This window comes from Streptomyces sp. NPDC005962, assembly GCF_040629205.1.
Taxonomy (GTDB): Bacteria; Actinomycetota; Actinomycetes; order Streptomycetales; family Streptomycetaceae; genus Streptomyces.
In genome coordinates this window covers 1-14,948 of sequence record NZ_JBEXVE010000002.1, presented here as the reverse complement: position 1 = coordinate 14,948, position 14,948 = coordinate 1, and the positions used below count along the sequence as shown (strand labels likewise).

Annotated in this window: 15 protein-coding genes; 5 read left to right on the top strand and 10 right to left on the bottom strand. The window is 71.1% G+C overall.

The window, feature by feature from the left end; genetic code table 11:
* Positions 1-126 precede the first annotated feature (126 nt).
* From ABZ370_RS04105 to ABZ370_RS04085, 5 genes are all read right to left on the bottom strand, one after another.
* Positions 127-582, bottom strand: coding sequence for a peroxiredoxin (locus tag ABZ370_RS04105; protein ID WP_358616138.1), 456 nt, complete (start codon positions 580-582; stop codon positions 127-129).
* Positions 583-657: 75 nt separating this feature from the next.
* Entirely contained in the window at positions 658-1,854 is a 1,197-nt protein-coding gene (locus ABZ370_RS04100; protein ID WP_358616136.1) for a Gfo/Idh/MocA family oxidoreductase, read from the bottom strand.
* A gap of 11 nt (positions 1,855-1,865) precedes the next feature.
* Positions 1,866-3,287, bottom strand: coding sequence for a sugar ABC transporter substrate-binding protein (locus ABZ370_RS04095; protein WP_358616134.1), 1,422 nt, complete (start codon positions 3,285-3,287; stop codon positions 1,866-1,868).
* Positions 3,288-3,296: 9 nt separating this feature from the next.
* Entirely contained in the window at positions 3,297-4,244 is a 948-nt protein-coding gene (locus ABZ370_RS04090; RefSeq protein WP_358616131.1) for a carbohydrate ABC transporter permease, read from the bottom strand.
* Positions 4,245-4,254: 10 nt separating this feature from the next.
* Positions 4,255-5,166: a sugar ABC transporter permease gene (locus ABZ370_RS04085; protein WP_358616128.1), complete on the bottom strand. Its 912-nt coding sequence runs from the start codon at positions 5,164-5,166 to the stop codon at positions 4,255-4,257.
* A gap of 173 nt (positions 5,167-5,339) precedes the next feature.
* On the opposite strand from ABZ370_RS04085, the gene ABZ370_RS04080 reads away from it, so the two are divergent.
* Positions 5,340-6,542 (top strand): ROK family transcriptional regulator, encoded by a 1,203-nt coding sequence (locus ABZ370_RS04080; RefSeq protein WP_358616125.1) that lies wholly within the window; start codon positions 5,340-5,342, stop codon positions 6,540-6,542.
* Between the two features lie 77 nt (positions 6,543-6,619).
* Here ABZ370_RS04080 and ABZ370_RS04075 read toward each other — a convergent pair whose 3' ends face one another.
* The 4 genes from ABZ370_RS04075 to ABZ370_RS04060 all read right to left on the bottom strand — a co-directional run bounded on the left by ABZ370_RS04075 (position 6,620) and on the right by ABZ370_RS04060 (position 9,748).
* Entirely contained in the window at positions 6,620-6,928 is a 309-nt protein-coding gene (locus ABZ370_RS04075; RefSeq protein WP_358616123.1) for a hypothetical protein, read from the bottom strand.
* Between the two features lie 36 nt (positions 6,929-6,964).
* Positions 6,965-8,251, bottom strand: a complete 1,287-nt coding sequence (locus ABZ370_RS04070) for an amidase (RefSeq protein WP_358616121.1) — start codon at positions 8,249-8,251, stop codon at positions 6,965-6,967.
* Positions 8,252-8,292: 41 nt separating this feature from the next.
* Positions 8,293-9,138: a glycoside hydrolase family 16 protein gene (locus ABZ370_RS04065; protein WP_358616119.1), complete on the bottom strand. Its 846-nt coding sequence runs from the start codon at positions 9,136-9,138 to the stop codon at positions 8,293-8,295.
* A 190-nt stretch (positions 9,139-9,328) separates the two neighbouring features.
* Positions 9,329-9,748 (bottom strand): ankyrin repeat domain-containing protein, encoded by a 420-nt coding sequence (locus ABZ370_RS04060; protein ID WP_358616117.1) that lies wholly within the window; start codon positions 9,746-9,748, stop codon positions 9,329-9,331.
* Positions 9,749-9,959: 211 nt separating this feature from the next.
* On the opposite strand from ABZ370_RS04060, the gene ABZ370_RS04055 reads away from it, so the two are divergent.
* The gene (locus ABZ370_RS04055; protein ID WP_039936790.1) at positions 9,960-10,154 is read left to right on the top strand and encodes a hypothetical protein; all 195 of its coding nucleotides are present in this window, start codon (positions 9,960-9,962) and stop codon (positions 10,152-10,154) included.
* Between the two features lies 1 nt (position 10,155).
* Complete coding sequence (locus ABZ370_RS04050; RefSeq protein ID WP_358616114.1) at positions 10,156-11,760, top strand: hypothetical protein; 1,605 nt, start codon at positions 10,156-10,158, stop codon at positions 11,758-11,760.
* A gap of 24 nt (positions 11,761-11,784) precedes the next feature.
* Here the strand turns inward: ABZ370_RS04050 and ABZ370_RS04045 are convergent, their stop codons facing one another.
* On the bottom strand, positions 11,785-13,335 hold the full coding sequence (locus ABZ370_RS04045) for a PLP-dependent aminotransferase family protein (RefSeq protein WP_358616112.1): 1,551 nt from the start codon (positions 13,333-13,335) through the stop codon (positions 11,785-11,787).
* Between the two features lie 211 nt (positions 13,336-13,546).
* Here ABZ370_RS04045 and ABZ370_RS04040 point away from each other — a divergent pair, with 211 nt between their 5' ends.
* Complete coding sequence (locus ABZ370_RS04040) at positions 13,547-14,179, top strand: hypothetical protein (RefSeq protein WP_358617398.1); 633 nt, start codon at positions 13,547-13,549, stop codon at positions 14,177-14,179.
* Positions 14,180-14,435: 256 nt separating this feature from the next.
* Entirely contained in the window at positions 14,436-14,813 is a 378-nt protein-coding gene (locus tag ABZ370_RS04035; RefSeq protein ID WP_009713547.1) for an RNA polymerase-binding protein RbpA, read from the top strand.
* Positions 14,814-14,948 lie beyond the last annotated feature (135 nt).

Below are 14,948 nucleotides of genomic sequence, written 5' to 3'. Positions count from 1 at the left end.
AGGGGCGGTGCAACGCACCGCCCCTGCAAGTGTTTTCGGGCCTATGCCAGTCGTCTGTGCCCGTCGTGTGTGTCGGTCGTCTGTGCCGGTTGTCCGTGCCAGTCGTCCGTGCCAGTCGGCCTTGGGCTACGCCGCCCGGCGCCGGAGCGCGTCGAGCGCCCGGTCCGCGTGCACCGCCATCCGGAACTCGCTCTTGACGATTTCCAGCACCCGGCTGTCAGTGTCGATCACAAAGGTGACCCGCTTGGTCGGTACGGCCGCGATACCGCGCTTCACCCCGAACCGCTCCCGTACCGTCCCCTCCGGGTCCGACAGCAGCGGATAGCCGAAGGAGTACGCGCGGGCGAACTCCGCCTGCTTCTCGACCATATCGGCGCTGACGCCGACCGGCTGCGCTCCCAGCTCCCTGAACTCCGCCGCGATGTCGCGGAAATGGCACGCCTGCTTCGTGCAGCCGGGCGTGAAGGCCGCCGGATAGAAGAACAGCACGACCGGGCCGTCCTTGAGCAGCCCGCGCAGGGTGCGGGTGGCGCCGCTCTCGTCCGGAAGTTCGAAGTCCTCGACCACATCACCGATGTCCATGAGGATCAAGCTATACGGCCGGACCGCCGTCCGGTGGGGCGATGCCCCCGGCGGTCCGGCTCCTCGTCGCGTCGGCTACGCGGGGGCGTCTCCGAAGTCCGGGATGTCCAGGCGGGCGCCGCCCTGGATCGCGGACCGGTGGGCGACGATGCCCGGCAGGGTGTAGCGGGCCGCGACCCACGCGTTCACCGTGGGAAGGGTGCGGGTGGTGACGGCGGTGACGAAGTCGTCGACGAGGAAGTGGTGGCTGCCCTCGTGCCCGTTGGGCAGCTCGGCGAACTCCTTCGGCAGCCCCGACCGGTCGTGCACGGGCGCGCTGCCCGAGGTGAAGGCGTCCCGCAGCGCGGGGGCCACCTCGGCGAGCGACGGATCGTCGGCGGACAGGGTCGGCGCGGGCTGAAGGTGCGCCGAGACGTCCTCGACTCCCTTCTTGTCCTGCCAGAAGCTGACGGTGGCGAGCTGTTCGAGGCTGCCATCCGTACCAAAGAAGCGGAACCGCGACTCGCGGATGTGCGAGGGGTAGCCGACCCGCCGGAACTCATTGGTACGGAACGACCCGCCCCCGGCGACCTCGAAGAGCGCGGTCGCGTTGGAGAAGTCGTTGTCGAACTGGCTGACCTCGCGGTCGAAGACCCCGTCCCCCCGCTCGTCCCGGACGCCTATCGCGGACACGCTCACCGCGTGGGTCTGCCAGGCGCCCAGCACCCCGCCGACCGAGTGGGTCGGGTAGAGCAGCGGCGGATAGCTCGCGGTGGACTTCCAGTTCTCGCCGCCGCTGTACTGGTACGCCTCGTAGAAGCCGAGGTCCATGTCGTGGACGTAGTCGCCCTCGGCGTAGAAGAGCCGTCCGAAACCGCCCTCGGCGATCTTCTGCCGGGCGTAGACGGTGGCCGGGTTGTACTGGCTGGTCTCGCCCATCATGTAGGTCAGCCCGGTCTCCCGGACGGCGTCGATGATGGCGGCGATCTCCTCCTCGCTGATCGCCATCGGCACGGCGGAGTAGACATGCTTCCCAGCGCGCAGCGCCTGGACGACGAGCGGGCCGTGGGTCCAGCGCTGGGTGAACAGCGCGATGGCGTCCACGTCGGATTCCAGCATGGCCTCGAACGTGGGGTGGGTTCCGGCCAGCCCGTACTGGGAGACCAGCCGGTCCGCGCGTTCGGGGAGCAGATCGGTGACGGTGACGTCCCCGACGCCCGGGTGGGCCTGGAAGAGCTTGGCGAACTGGCCGGCGAACTGCCCGGCGCCGACGATGCCAAGGGTGAACGGCATGGAGGGCCCTTTCATCGGTCCTGGTCGAAGAGGAAGTTGATCTGTTGGTTGGTGCGGTCGAGCACGTCGGACGCGGACGCCCCGTTGGCGTAGATGTCCTGCATCGCCGGGGTCATCAGGGCGTTGACGTCGGCGGCGTAGTCGGTGATGGGGAAGGGGAAGGTGGTGCGGTCGGCGACCGGCTTGGTGAAGGCCGTGGTGTCGATGCCGTCCTTCTTGTACGCGGCCGTGGCCGCCGCCGTGCCCGCCCTGGTCGCGGGGAAGACGATGCCGTGTTCACCGACCGTCTTCTGGCACGCGTTCGAGGCGAGGTAGGCCACCCACTTCTCGGCGCCCTTCTTGTTCTTGGCGTGTTTGCTGATGGAGTCGGCGAGGCCGTTCATCATGGTGGCGCGGTGGCCGGACGGGCCGACAGGGGTCAGGGCGGTGCCGACGTCTATGCCCTTCAGCCCGGCGAAGGTGGAGATCATCCAGGAGCCGTGCATCGCGATGGCCGCCTTGCGCGAACCGAGCTGCACCTCGGGGCCGTTGGAGTCGGAGAAGTCCGTGAACGGCGCGAGGTATCCCTTCTTCGCGAGCCCGAAGTACCAGCGGATGGCGTCCTTGAAGACCGGCTGGGCGTAGTTGTAGTGATCGCCCCACTGCCGCTTGTTGGTGTAGTGCCAGCCGGCCGAGGCGGCGAAGGCGCTCCACGTGGTCTGGCCGTCCGATTGGCCCGCGTCGTTGGTGGCGAGGCCGTAGGTGCGTACGTGGTTCTTGTCGAAGCCGGGCTCGTCGCCCCGGACCCCGTTCTTGTCGATGGTGAGATGGGCGACGGTCTTCTCGAAGGTGCCGCCGTCCCGGGGGTTCCAGGCCAGGGAGTTGAGATCCTTGGCGGAGACCCCGGCGGCCTTGGCCATCTTCTTGTTGTAGAAGAGGGCGACGGTGTCCCAGTCCTTCGGGGCGCCGTAGCGGTGGCCGTCCTGCCCGATCCACGAGGCGCCAAGACTGGGCTGGTAGGCGGCGTTCCTGATGCCCTTGGTGGCGGGCAGCTCGTCGAGCGGGGCGAGTACGCCGAGGTCGGCGAACTGGGCGAACTTGGAGACATGGTCGGTGAAGACATCGGGCTGGGTGCCCGCGATGAAAGCGGCCGTGAGCTTGGTCCAGTAGTCGTCCCAGCCCATCTGGGTGATCTTGACGGTGAGCCCGGGGTTGTCCTTCTCGAAGTCCTTCGCGCAAGCCTGGTAGGCGGGCAGCTGATTGGCGTCCCAGAGCCAGTAGCTGACGGTCCGCTGCGCGGAGACCGAGGTGGCGCCCTGCGGTGCGCAGCCCGCCGCGAGGGTGAGCGCGGCGGCTCCGCCGAGCGCGACCGCTGTGCGGAGGGCGCGAGGTGCGCGGGGTGCGCGAGGTGTCCGGGACGCGCGGGATGCCCGGGGGGTCCGTGCCGTTGCCATCGCTGCCTCCTACTTGATTCCGGTGAAGCCGACGGAGTTGACGATGCGCCGGGCGAAGGCGGCGAACAGCAGGAGCATGGGGAGCGCGGCGACCAGCGTCGCCGACATCAGCCCGGCCCAGTCCACCCCGGTCTGCGGCGACTGGGCGCGGAAGATGCTCAGAGCGACGGTGAGCACCCGGGAGCTGTCGCTGTAGGACACCATGAGCGGCCAGAAGTAGTCGTTCCAGGACGTCATGTAGGTGAGGACGGCGAGGGTCGCGATCGGCGCCCCCGCCATCGGCAGGATGAGCCGGAAGAAGACCCGCACCTTCCCCGCCCCGTCCAGCAGAGCGGCCTCCTCGATCTCGGCGGGGATGTTCAGGAAGAACTGGCGGAGGAAGAAGACGGCGAACGGCGTCATGAACATCGTGGGCAGCGCTATGCCCAGCAGGCTGTCGACCAGGCCGAGCTGCTTGATGAGGACGAAGTTCGGCAGCAGGGTGAAGACGGCGGGCACCATGAGCCCGGCGAGCACCAGCCCGAACACCTTGTCCCGGCCGCGCCATCGGAGGCGGGCGAAGGCGTAGGCGGCCATGGCGGAGAAGAGCACCTGGCAGCCGGTGACCAGAGTGGAGACGAATATCGAGTTGAGCAGATAGCGCCAGAAGTTGAGGCTGCCGCCCGAGCCGCCCTGGGCGAGGGCGTCCTTGGTGCTCTGCAGTCCGAAGACCCGGGCGAAGCCGCCCAGGCTGATGTCGACGGGCAGCAGGGAGGAGGGGTGGGCGGCGAGCGCGGTGTTGGTGGACAGCGCGGTCCGCAGAATCCAGTAGAAGGGGAAAAGCGTCACCACCATGACCCCGCCCATGAGGACCCAGGCGAGGATGCGGCCGGGCGAGGGCCTGCGCCGCACGGTGAGCGCGGGCCGGGTGGTGGCCGGGCTGGGGGCGCCGACTTTCGTGGATGTCGCCAGTGCCATGACGGGCTCCCTAACCGAGGTCCGTTTGGCCGGCCTTGGTGAGCCGGTACTGGATGATGGTGATCACGCTGAGGACGATCAGCAGCGCGACGGACATCGCGGAGGCGTAGCCGAACTGGAAGCGTCCGAAGGCGGCGCCGTAGATGTAGTACTGCAGCACGTTGGTGGAGTTGGCCGGGCCCCCGGTGGTGGTGACCGCGACCGTGTCGAACACCTGGAACGACCCGATGACGGTCATGATGAGCACGAGCGCGAGGATCGGGCGCAGCAGCGGCAGCGAGATCCGCCAGAACATCCGCCACTCCCCCGCCCCGTCGATCCGGCCCGCCTCGTACATGTCCTTCGGGATCGCCTGGAGCCCGGCGAAGAGCAGCAGGGCCGTGTAGCCCACATGCCGCCAGACGTTGACGAACGCGATGGTGGGGATGGCCCACGCCTGGCTGCCGAAGAAGGCGATGTGGCCGAGACCGAGGGCGCCGAGGAGCTGGTTGCCGATGCCGAGCTGGGTGTCGAGCATCCACAGGAAGACGATGCCGGTGACGACGTTCGAGACCAGATACGGGGTGAGCACGATGCCGCGCACCAGCGCCGACTGCGTCAGCCGCTGCATCAGGACGGCAATGAGCAGGGCCACCACCGTCTGCACCCCAATGTTCATGACCACGTAGAGGACGGTGACGCGCAGCGAGTCCCAGAAGATGGGGTCGTTGACCATGCGCACGTAGTTGTCCAGGCCCACCCACTCCGGCGGGGTCAGCAGGTTGAAGCGGGTGAAGCTCAGATAGATGCCGCGCAGGGTCGGCCAGAGGAGGAAGACGAGGAACCCGAACAGGGCGGGGGCGATGAACGCTGCCGCGAGTGGCCCGTCGCCGCGGGCACCCTCGCGGTGGGCGCCCTCGCGACGGGGTGAGGCGATGGCCATAAGACTCCCTTGTCCATGACGTGGTCCATGGCCGATTAGTTTCGTGACGAAAAAATAGACCTGTCAAGACCCGTGCACAAGGTGGGGAAAACCTGTTGTCCACAGCCTCGGACCCCGGCATTGTTTTCGTCGAGGAAGATATATAGGCTCCGGATGTGGATGATGAGGGCTCGATGAGTGCGCTTGCGGCCAGTTGGGAACCGCTGAGTCCCGCCGAGCGGGCGGTGGCGATCGAAGTGCTGACGCACGGCCCGCTCTCCCGCGGTGAGATCGCCAGACGGCTGGATCTGTCGGCCGGCAGCCTCACCCGGCTGACCAAACCGCTGATCGAGTCCGGGCTGCTGGTCGAGGAGGCGTGGCCGGCCTCATCCCGTCCGGCCCGGCCCACCGGGCAGGGGCGCCCCTCCCAGCCGCTGGACATCGTGGCCGAGTCCCGTTACTTCGCCGGGTTCAAGATCACCGGTGATGCGGTCTACGGAGTGGTGACCACGCTCAAGAACCAGGTCGTGGCCCAGCGGACCCGTTCGCTGGGCACCCATGCCCCCGAAGAGGTCGCGGACCTCCTCCAGGCACTCGTCCAGGACTTCAGCCGTGACTTCCCCCGGCTGGCCGGGATCGGCGTCGGCGTGGGCGGCCATGTCCGGGACCGGTCCACCGTCGTCGACTCCGCCTTCCTGGACTGGGACGACGTCCCGTTCGCCGAGCTCCTGGAGCGGCGCACCGGGCTGCCGGTGGTGGTCGAGAACGACGTGGTGGCCCTCACCGAGGCCGAGACCTGGTTCGGCGCGGGGCGCGGGCTGGACCGCTTCGTCGTGCTCACGATCGGGGCGGGCATCGGATACGGCCTGGTCATCGGCGGCACCCTGGTCCGCGGGGCGGAGGACGGCCACGGTCTCGGCAAGCGCTGGATCATCAATCCGAACGGCCCCCTCACCCCGGACGGGGAGCGCGGCAGCGCGGTCGCCCTGCTGTCCATCCCCAGCATCCGCTACCAGGTGCGGGCCGCGCTGGGCCGCGAGATCGACTACCCCGGCATCCTCGCCCTCGCCGCATCCGGCGACCCGGTCACCGGCCGGGTGATCGACGAGGCGGCACGGGGGCTGGGCGTCCTGGTGGCGCAGATCGCCAACTTCGCGATGCCGCAGAAGATCCTGCTCGCCGGGGAGGGGGTCGGCCTGGTCGACGTGGCGGGCGAGACCATCCAGGAGACCATCGCCGCCCATCGCCACCCGCTGGCGGAGCCGGTGGACCTGGAGACCAAGGTCTCCGACTTCAACGACTGGGCACGGGGGGCCGCCGTGCTGGCCATCCAGGTCCTGGTCCTCGGCAAGACGGACGGCTGGTCACCAAACCACTCCAGCCGCACGGGGGTTTGAGCGGCCCAAACGGTCAGCGACCCAAACCGCCAGTGGTCCAAACCATCAGTGGCGCGAACGGTCAGCAGCGGGAACGGTCAACAGCGCAGCCGGGCCGTATGGCCGTCGATCCGCAGGATGCACTCCGTGAACAGCGCCATCGAGGGGCTGCCGTCCGTGGGGACCAGCCGCAGTTCGAGATCCATGATGGACCTGATGACCTGGGCGGTACGGCTCCCGTCAGGGTCCGGGCCGCGCAGCGCCGACCACGACTCGAACTTGTCCCGGGCGTTCTCCCACGCCGGTCCGGGCGTGAAGTGACAGAGGAAGACCGGCTGGTCGACCCCGTACTGCCGTAATTCGCCGACCGTGGCCTCACCTTGCATAAGCCGCCATGTGGCAGTCATCGCGCCCCCAACTCCGTACATGGGACTGGATATCGATCATACGGGTGCGGAAGGGCCGCCGAGGACCAACTCGATTCCGCGGCCCCACTCCAGCAGCCGCTCGTCCGCCCCCGGCCGGGCCACGCACTGCAGACCCAGCGGGAGCGAGTTGGCCGCCCGGCCCGCGGGCAGGCCGAGGGCCGGGGTCCCGGCGACGCTCCAGGGGAGGGACATGATCGAGTCACCGGTGCTCGCGAGGCCGTGGGGCGCCGGGCCCGTGGCCGCCGGCGTGATCCACAGGTCGATGGCCTCCTCGTCCATCGCCACCAGCAGCCGGTCCCGATACCGGTCGCGGTCGCGCAGGGCCGACGCGTACTCCTCGCGGCCGATCCGCTGCCCCTGCCGGATCGCCGTGGCGGTCTGCTCCCGGTACAGCGCGCCGTGGAGCGGGAACCACTCGGCGTGGGCGCGGGCGACCTCGTAGCGGTTGATCACCCGCTGCCGGGCGACGAGGTCGTCGAAGTCGGCCGGAAAGGGGACCCGGCGGACCGGGAATCCGGCGTCGGCCAGCCGCCGCGCCTGCTCCTCGAAGGCCTGCGCCGCCTCCGCGTCCGCCCGGTCGAGGTACGGGCCGGTCGGCACGGCGAGCGCCGGACGCCGCCCCTCTGCCGGGCCCCCGCCGTCCGGGACCGGCCGCCAGTCGTCGCACAGCACGCCCGCCGCGGCGCTCAGCCCGGCCATGTCCGGGGCGAAGAGGCCCACCGTGTCGAAGGTCGGCGCGTTGGGGATGACGCCGTCGGCCGGGATGCGGCCGTGGGTCGGCTTGAAGCCGACGACCCCGCAGTACGCGGCCGGGCGGATCACCGAGCCGATCGTCTGCGTGCCGAGGGCGAGCGGCACCATGCCCGCCGCGACGGCCGCCGCCGAACCGCTGCTGGAGCCGCCGGGGGTGTGCTCCGGATGGTGCGGATTGCGGGTCGGGCCGGGCGCGGTGACGGCGAACTCGGCGGTGACGGTCTTGCCCGCCACCAGCGCGCCCGCCGCCCGCAGCCGGTCGACCAGGGACGCCTGCGGACCGGCCAGCACCTCGGCGGGGACGGCCGAACCGGCGCGCGTGGGCAGCCCGTCGACGCGCACGTTGTCCTTGACGCCCACCGGCACCCCGTACAGCGGCGGCCGGTCGGCCGGATCGGGCCACCGCTCGGCCGCCGCCCGCGCCTCGTCCCGCAGCCGTATCCGGCGGCCGGGTTCGTCGACGAAGGCGTGGAGGCGGCCGTCGGCGGCCTCGATCCGGTCACAGATCTCCCTGGGCGGCACGGTCTGCCTGGGCAGCACAGTCTCCATGAACAGCAAGGCTACGGCCGCGCGGAGACCGGGGGCAGGCGTCAGTTGCCGCCGGTCACCCTCACGTAGTCGACCACCAGCTGCTGGGGGAAGGTGGTGCTGCCGTCCGGGTCGCCGGGCCAGTAGCCGCCGACCGCGAGATTGAGGATGAGGTAGAAGCGGTGGTCGAAGACCCAGCGGTTGCCGCCCAGGTCGGCGGGGGTGCGGGTCTGGTAGACCTTGCCGTCCACCGACCATGTGATCTTGTTGGGCGACCAGTCGACGGCGAACGTGTGGAAGGCGTCGGCGAACTTCGCCCCGCCCGGCAGGGTGTAGCCCGCGCCGATGCCGCCCGAGCCGGAGTAGCCGGGCCCGTGGATCGTTCCGTGGACGGTACTGGGCTCGTAGCCGACGTTCTCCATGACGTCGATCTCGCCGCAGTTGGGCCAGCCCGCGCTGCCGATGTCGTTGCCGAGCATCCAGAAGGCGGGCCACATGCCCTGGCCGCGCGGCAGTTTCATCCGGGCCTCGACATGGCCGTAGGCGGTGGTGAAGGTGCGGGCGGTGGACAGGCGGGCGGAGGTGTACTCGCAGCGGCCGTACCAGCAGGAGTAGTTGGCGGGGTTCTCCTTGCGGGCGGTGATGACGAGGTTGCCCTGACCGTCCAGCGCGGCGTTCTTCGTACCGTCCGTGTAGTACTGCCGCTCATGGTTGTTGACGTTGTCGCCGGTCTCGTAGCCCCATCTGCCGCCGTCGACCGCGCCGCCCGCCGGACCGTCGAAGTTTTCGGTGAAGGCCGCGGTGGGGGCGCTCGGCCCGGCGGCGGCCGGGGCGGTGAACCAGGGAGTGGCGGCGAGCGCGGTCGCCGAGAGCAGGCCGATCAGGGTGGTGCGCAGCGTCCTTCGCATGGCGCCGGTTGCCTTCCTGTGTGGGGGTCCCGGCGCGGCGGGTGTACCGGGCCGGGTGGGAAGGTGCGCGGCATAATCTCCAGCGCTGCACAGTTCATGTCAACAGGTCTGGACCAAATAGGTACAGGCCAACTCCCGGAACGCGTACGGGACCGGCCCCGGCGCACACCGGACCGGTCCCGTCGCGCCGCTACGAACTCGTGGGCCCGAACAGCGCGAGCAGGTCCTCCCGCCCGAACATCCGCGCCGTATCGACCGCCGAGGGCGAGCCCGCGCGCGGGTCGGCACCGGCGGCCAGCAGGACCCGCAGCACCTCCACCTCCCCCTTGAAGGCCGCCCCGGCGATGGGCGTCTGCCCCCGCTCGTTGACGCGGTTGGGGTCGGCCCCGCGCTCCAGCAGGGCGGAGACGGCCGCGGCATGGCCGTGATAGGCGGCCAGCACGAGCAGCGAATCACCCTTGTCGTTGGTGAGGTTGGCCGGTACGCCCGCGTCCACATAGGCGGCGAGCGTGTCCGTGTCACCATGCCGGGCCAGGTCGAAGACCTTGGCCGCCAGTTGCAGCACCTCCGGGTCGTGAGCGGGCTCGCTCTCGGGGTTCGGTGCGCTCATCGCGTATCGCCTCCGGCTTCGCTAGCTGTGCGTTCACTGCCTGTGCATGCCGCTACCCCCGCACGCGCCATCTGTGCATGTGATCACCGGCACGTGACCATTGTGGGGCTTGCGTCATCGTTCCCCCCATTTGCACCTTTCCCTGGATGGATACATGCTGTGACCCTGGAATGACTCACGGTGAGAGTCCCCACCCAGCCAGGAGACCGAGATGATCCTGTCCATTTCCGGTGTCGTCCTGCTCGGCATCGTCGTCTTCATCTTCTTCCGCAAAGACGGCCTCAAGGCATCCCACGGCGTGGTCTGCGCCCTCTTCGGCTTCTACCTCGCGAGCACCGCCATCGCCCCGAGCATCAAGGCCGGTGGCGCGAGCCTCGCCAGTCTGCTGGGCGGGATCAAGATCTGACGTGGGCCGGCTACCGCTTCCCCGGCTCCGCATCGGCGGTGCCGGGCGCGCCCCGTTCCGCCGCGGCCGGGAGTTCGCCCGTACCGCGGCCGACAGCGCCGCCGACGTCCTCCACCCGCTGTTCGCCCTCTCCCGCGGGCTGCGGGTGCTCGCCGTGGGCGGGCGGCGCCGGTGGGTGGAGCTTCCGGGCGAACAGCGGGGGCCCGCGTTCTTCGTCGCGGCCGCCTGCGTGTTCGTCGTCTTCCTGCTGCCGTACGGGCCGCTGGCCTCGGTGATCGGCCTGCTCGGCGCCGCGGGCTGGGCCGGGCGGGTGCGCGCCCCCTCCTCCCCCGGGCCCGGCGCCGACGAGATCGAGCGGCTGCGCCTGCTCTACGAGGCGCTGGTGCCGTACTTCGCCGCCGCCGAGGACCCGGACCCGCTCTACAGCCACGGCGGGGAGTGGTCGCGCCCCTTCGAGTCGTTCGCCTTCGACGAGGACGGGCGGCTGACGCGGCTGCTGCTGCGGTACCCCGCGTACTTCACGGACGGCGAGCCCGAGTGCCAGGCCCGGATCGAACAGCTGCTGTACGCGAAGTCGGGGCGCGACCGGGAGTACCTGTTCACCTGGGACGAGGAGGCGAACCGGCTCACCCTCGCGGTGCTGCCCGCCCTGTCCACCACGATCTGCGCCCAGCGCTTCGTGACCGCGCCGGGCGAGACGGTGCTCGGCTTCACGGACGCGTCATCCGTGCGGCGCACCCTGCCGGTGCTGGAGGGCGCCGACGACGAGGCGGCCGAGGACGGCGCCGACGCGAGCGGGACGGATGGCGCGGCGACGCCCCGGGATGTGCCGCCCGTCGTCTGGCGCACCGGTCCGCGCTCCACCGAACCGCATCTGCTGGCGCTCGGCCGCCCCGGCAGCGGCATCACCACTCTGCTCCGCTCCATCCTGCTGCAGGCGCTGCCGCACGGCGATGTGCTGGTGGTGGACGGAAGCGGAACCGGCGAGTACGCGTGCCTCGGCGGCCGCCCCGGGGTGCTCGCCGTCGAATGCGGGCTCGCCGGGGTGCTGGCGACGCTGGAGTGGGCCGGGCATGAGACGGAACGGCGGCTGCTCGCCGCCAACCGCGCCCGCCAGTTCGGCCACCCGCCGCCGGAGGACGTCCAGCGTCCGCTGTGGATCGTGCTGGACCGGCCGTCGGCGCTCAGCCATGTGGCGGCGGCGGACGGCCGTACGGACCCCCAGGAGCTGCTCCAGGTGCCGCTGCGGCACGGGCGGGCGGCGAACGTACGGGTCGTGGTGGCCGATCAGCTCGACGCGGCGGAGGGCCTGAGCGAGGCCGTACGGTTCCACACCCGCGCCCGGGTGGTCCTCGGCCCGGCCTCACTCGAACAGACCACCGCCGTGCTGGGCGCCCCGCCGCCCACCACCCCGGTGCCGGAGGTTCCGGCGGGCCGGGGGTACGCCCGGCTCGGCGCGGGCCCGGTGCACCGGCTCCAGGTCCCGGCCACGCCCGATCCGTACGACGACGCGACGAGCGAGGGACAGCGGCGGGCGGTGCTGCGGCTGCTGCCCGCCCCGGAGCCGGGCTCCCCGGGCGAGCCGGCGGTGGCCACGACCACGTGAGCCCGCGCGCGGCGGGTCACTCTGTCAGGCCACCCAGGTGCGCGGGGTCTCCGCCTCCGCCGTGGCGCCCGTCGCCACCAGATCCGCGGCGGCCGCCAGACGCGCGGCGGCCTTGTCGGCCACCGCGCCCGCCACCGTGAACGGGAGCCGGACGTAGCCCTCGAAGGCGCCGTCCACGCCGAACCGCGGGCCCGAGGGGACGCGGACGCCCAGCCGGGCGCCGGTTTCCGCGATCCGGGAGCCGGAGAGGCCGCCGGTGCGGGCCCAGAGGGTGAGGCCGCCGTGCGGGACGGTGAACTCCCAGTCGGGAAGGTGGCGTCGTACGGCGGCCACGAGCGCGTCCCGGTTGTCGCGGGCGTCGGCGCGGCGGATCTCGATGGCCTCCTCCCAGCCGCCGGTGTTGAACAGCCAGGCCACGGCGAGCTGTTCGATGACCGGTGTGCCCAGGTCGGCGTAGGCGCGGGCGGCGACCAGGCTGCGGATGACATCGGGCGCGGCGCGGACCCAGCCGATGCGCAGCCCGGCCCAGAAGGACTTGCTCACGGAGCCGACGGTGACGACGGTGCTGCCCGCCGGATCGAAGGCGGCGACCGGGCGGGGCATCGCGACGTCGTCGTCCAGCCTCAGGTCGGTCATGGTCTCGTCGGCGATCAGGACCGTCCCGGCCGCGCGGGCGGCGTCGACGAGGCCGCGCCGCTGCTCCTCGGTGGCGAGCGCGCCGGTGGGGTTGTGGAAGTCCGCGACGACGTAGGCCATACGGGGCGCGGCGGCGCCGAGGACCTGGCGCCAGGCGGGGATGTCCCAGCCCGCGAGCTTGTCGGACATCGCGACGGGCACCAGCCGGGCGCCCGCCTCCCGCATCAGCTGCAGCACATTGGCGTAGCTGGGCGATTCGACGGCGACACGCTCGCCGGGGCGGACCATGAGCCGACAGGCGGCGGCGACGGCGCCCATGGCACCGGTGGTGACCATGATCTGTTCGGGCATGGTCGGTATGCCGCGGGCGGTGTACCGGTCGGCCAGGGCCTGGCGCAGGGCGGGCAGGCCCGCGGGGTAGTCGCCGTGGGTGTGGGCGTACGGCGGCAGCTCCTCCAGGGCGCCGCGCGTCGCACGGGTCAGCCAGGGCTCGGGGGCGGGGAGCGCGGCGCAGCCCAGGTCGATGACGGAGGCGGCGGTCTCGGGGGGCAGCGGGTCGAGTCCGCGGGTGGGCAGCGGGCTTCCGGCGGGCATGGCGGTCCAGCTCCCGGCGCCGCGCCGCGACTCCAGGAACCCCTCGCCGCGCAGCGCCTCGTAGGCGGCGGCCACGGTGGTGCGGCTGACGGCGAGCGCCGCGGCGAGTTCGCGCTCGGCGGGGAGGCGGGCCGCGACCGGGACCCGGCCCTCCAGCAGGAGCAGCCGTACGCCGTCGGCGAGCGCGCGGTAGGCGGGGACGCGGCGGCCGCCGTTGAGTACCGCGACCGGGCCGCTCGCCGCCGCGCCGTCGGCCGGGCTCGCGGCCGTGGCGTCGCGGGTGTGCTGGGAGCCGAGCAGCCGGGCCAGTTGAGGTGCCCCCACCGCGGAGGTCCAGGGACTCATCGGATGCGGTCCACCTTTCCCGGATTGGCCATGGAACTGGACTGTTTCCAGGCATCAGAGTGACATGCCACCGGCCAATGGCACCAGTCCACCCAGAAGTGGCCACTCACCACAGGAGTACGCGTTGTCCAAGGAACCCTCGGGGGGCTCCCGCCACCTCACCCGTCGCCTCGTCCAGCTCTACGGAGGGCTCGTGCTGTACGGCGTGGGCATGGGGCTCCAGGTGCGCGCCGCGCTCGGGCTCGACCCGTGGGACGTGTTCCACCAGGGGCTCGTCAAGCGCACCCCGCTGTCGTTCGGCACGGTGACGATGATCGTCGGGGCCGCCGTGCTCCTGCTGTGGATTCCGCTGCGGCAGCGGCCGGGGCTCGGCACGGTGTCGAACGTGCTGGTGATCGGGGTCACGGTGGACGCCACCCTGTGGCTCGTACCACAGCCGGAGGCGCTGGCGTGGCGCGTTCCGCTGCTGGTGATCTCGGTCGTGGTGGGCGGCGCGGCCACCGGGCTGTACATCTCGGCGCGGTTCGGGCCGGGGCCGCGGGACGGCCTGATGACGGGGCTGCACCAGCGCACCGGCCGGTCGGTCCGGCTGGTGCGGACCGGGATCGAGGTGGCGGTGCTGGCCACGGGGTTCGCGCTGGGCGGCTCGGTGGGGGTGGGCACGGTTCTGTACGCGCTGGCCATCGGGCCGCTTTCGCAGTACTTCCTGGGCCTGTTCGCGATACCCTCGGCCACCGGCGATGCGGCCGACGACACGGTCGGCGGCGCCCCCGGCCCGACGACGGAGGGTTCACCGGTGGTGGCACAGGGCGGTCCACGGAGTCCGATCCGTGACCTGATTTAGCCCTCGTGCACGCGGAGCGGTAGTGTACGCCTTTGGCCCACCAGGCGGACCGTTACTGCGCGCTAAAGCATGAGAAACGCTGGGTGACATCTACTGCCAGATGTGACAAACCGGGCGCCTGTGGGTACAACAACGGGGCGGCACGACGGGCGACGCATGTCCCAGAACGGGAATCTTCACCGCCGACCGGACGTTGACCGGATGACGACGACAGCGACACCTGTCCTGTGGGCGAGAAGCCCGGGAGGCACGATTCATGAGTGAGCGAGCTCTCCGCGGCACGCGACTCGTGGTGACCAGCTACGAGACCGACCGCGGCATCGATCTGGCACCGCGCCAGGCGGTGGAGTACGCATGCCAGAACGGCCATCGATTCGAGATGCCGTTCTCGGTAGAGGCGGAGATCCCGCCGGAGTGGGAGTGTAAGGCGTGTGGCGCCATGGCACTCCTGGTGGACGGCGAGGGTCCTGAGGAGAAGAAGGGCAAGCCTGCGCGCACACACTGGGACATGCTCATGGAGCGGCGCACCCGTGAGGAGCTGGAGGAGGTGCTGGCCGAGCGGCTGGCGATCCTGCGCTCGGGTGCCATGAACATCGCCGTGCATCCGCGCGACACGAGCCGTAAGTCTGCCTGATCCGTTAAACGGCAGTACTGACGCACAAGGGCCGGGGGGCCGGGGGCGGGGGGGGGCCCGGCCCGGGGGGGGGAGTGGGAAAGGCGGGACACCAGGGCCGTTGTTTGTTTTGTGGGTTTGGGGGGGTGGGGGGTT

Bases quoted from the DNA above. Each gene is read 5' to 3' on its own strand.
- ABZ370_RS04105 (WP_358616138.1), bottom strand. From the start codon at position 582: ATGGACATCGGTGATGTGGTCGAGGACTTCGAACTTCCGGACGAGAGC.
- ABZ370_RS04100 (WP_358616136.1), bottom strand. From the start codon at position 1,854: ATGCCGTTCACCCTTGGCATCGTCGGCGCCGGGCAGTTCGCCGGCCAG.
- ABZ370_RS04095 (WP_358616134.1), bottom strand. From the start codon at position 3,287: ATGGCAACGGCACGGACCCCCCGGGCATCCCGCGCGTCCCGGACACCT.
- ABZ370_RS04090 (WP_358616131.1), bottom strand. From the start codon at position 4,244: ATGGCACTGGCGACATCCACGAAAGTCGGCGCCCCCAGCCCGGCCACC.
- ABZ370_RS04085 (WP_358616128.1), bottom strand. From the start codon at position 5,166: ATGGCCATCGCCTCACCCCGTCGCGAGGGCGCCCACCGCGAGGGTGCC.
- ABZ370_RS04080 (WP_358616125.1), top strand. From the start codon at position 5,340: ATGAGTGCGCTTGCGGCCAGTTGGGAACCGCTGAGTCCCGCCGAGCGG.
- ABZ370_RS04075 (WP_358616123.1), bottom strand. From the start codon at position 6,928: ATGACTGCCACATGGCGGCTTATGCAAGGTGAGGCCACGGTCGGCGAA.
- ABZ370_RS04070 (WP_358616121.1), bottom strand. From the start codon at position 8,251: ATGGAGACTGTGCTGCCCAGGCAGACCGTGCCGCCCAGGGAGATCTGT.
- ABZ370_RS04065 (WP_358616119.1), bottom strand. From the start codon at position 9,138: ATGCGAAGGACGCTGCGCACCACCCTGATCGGCCTGCTCTCGGCGACC.
- ABZ370_RS04060 (WP_358616117.1), bottom strand. From the start codon at position 9,748: ATGAGCGCACCGAACCCCGAGAGCGAGCCCGCTCACGACCCGGAGGTG.
- ABZ370_RS04055 (WP_039936790.1), top strand. From the start codon at position 9,960: ATGATCCTGTCCATTTCCGGTGTCGTCCTGCTCGGCATCGTCGTCTTC.
- ABZ370_RS04045 (WP_358616112.1), bottom strand. From the start codon at position 13,335: ATGAGTCCCTGGACCTCCGCGGTGGGGGCACCTCAACTGGCCCGGCTG.
- ABZ370_RS04040 (WP_358617398.1), top strand. From the start codon at position 13,547: ATGGGGCTCCAGGTGCGCGCCGCGCTCGGGCTCGACCCGTGGGACGTG.
- ABZ370_RS04035 (WP_009713547.1), top strand. From the start codon at position 14,436: ATGAGTGAGCGAGCTCTCCGCGGCACGCGACTCGTGGTGACCAGCTAC.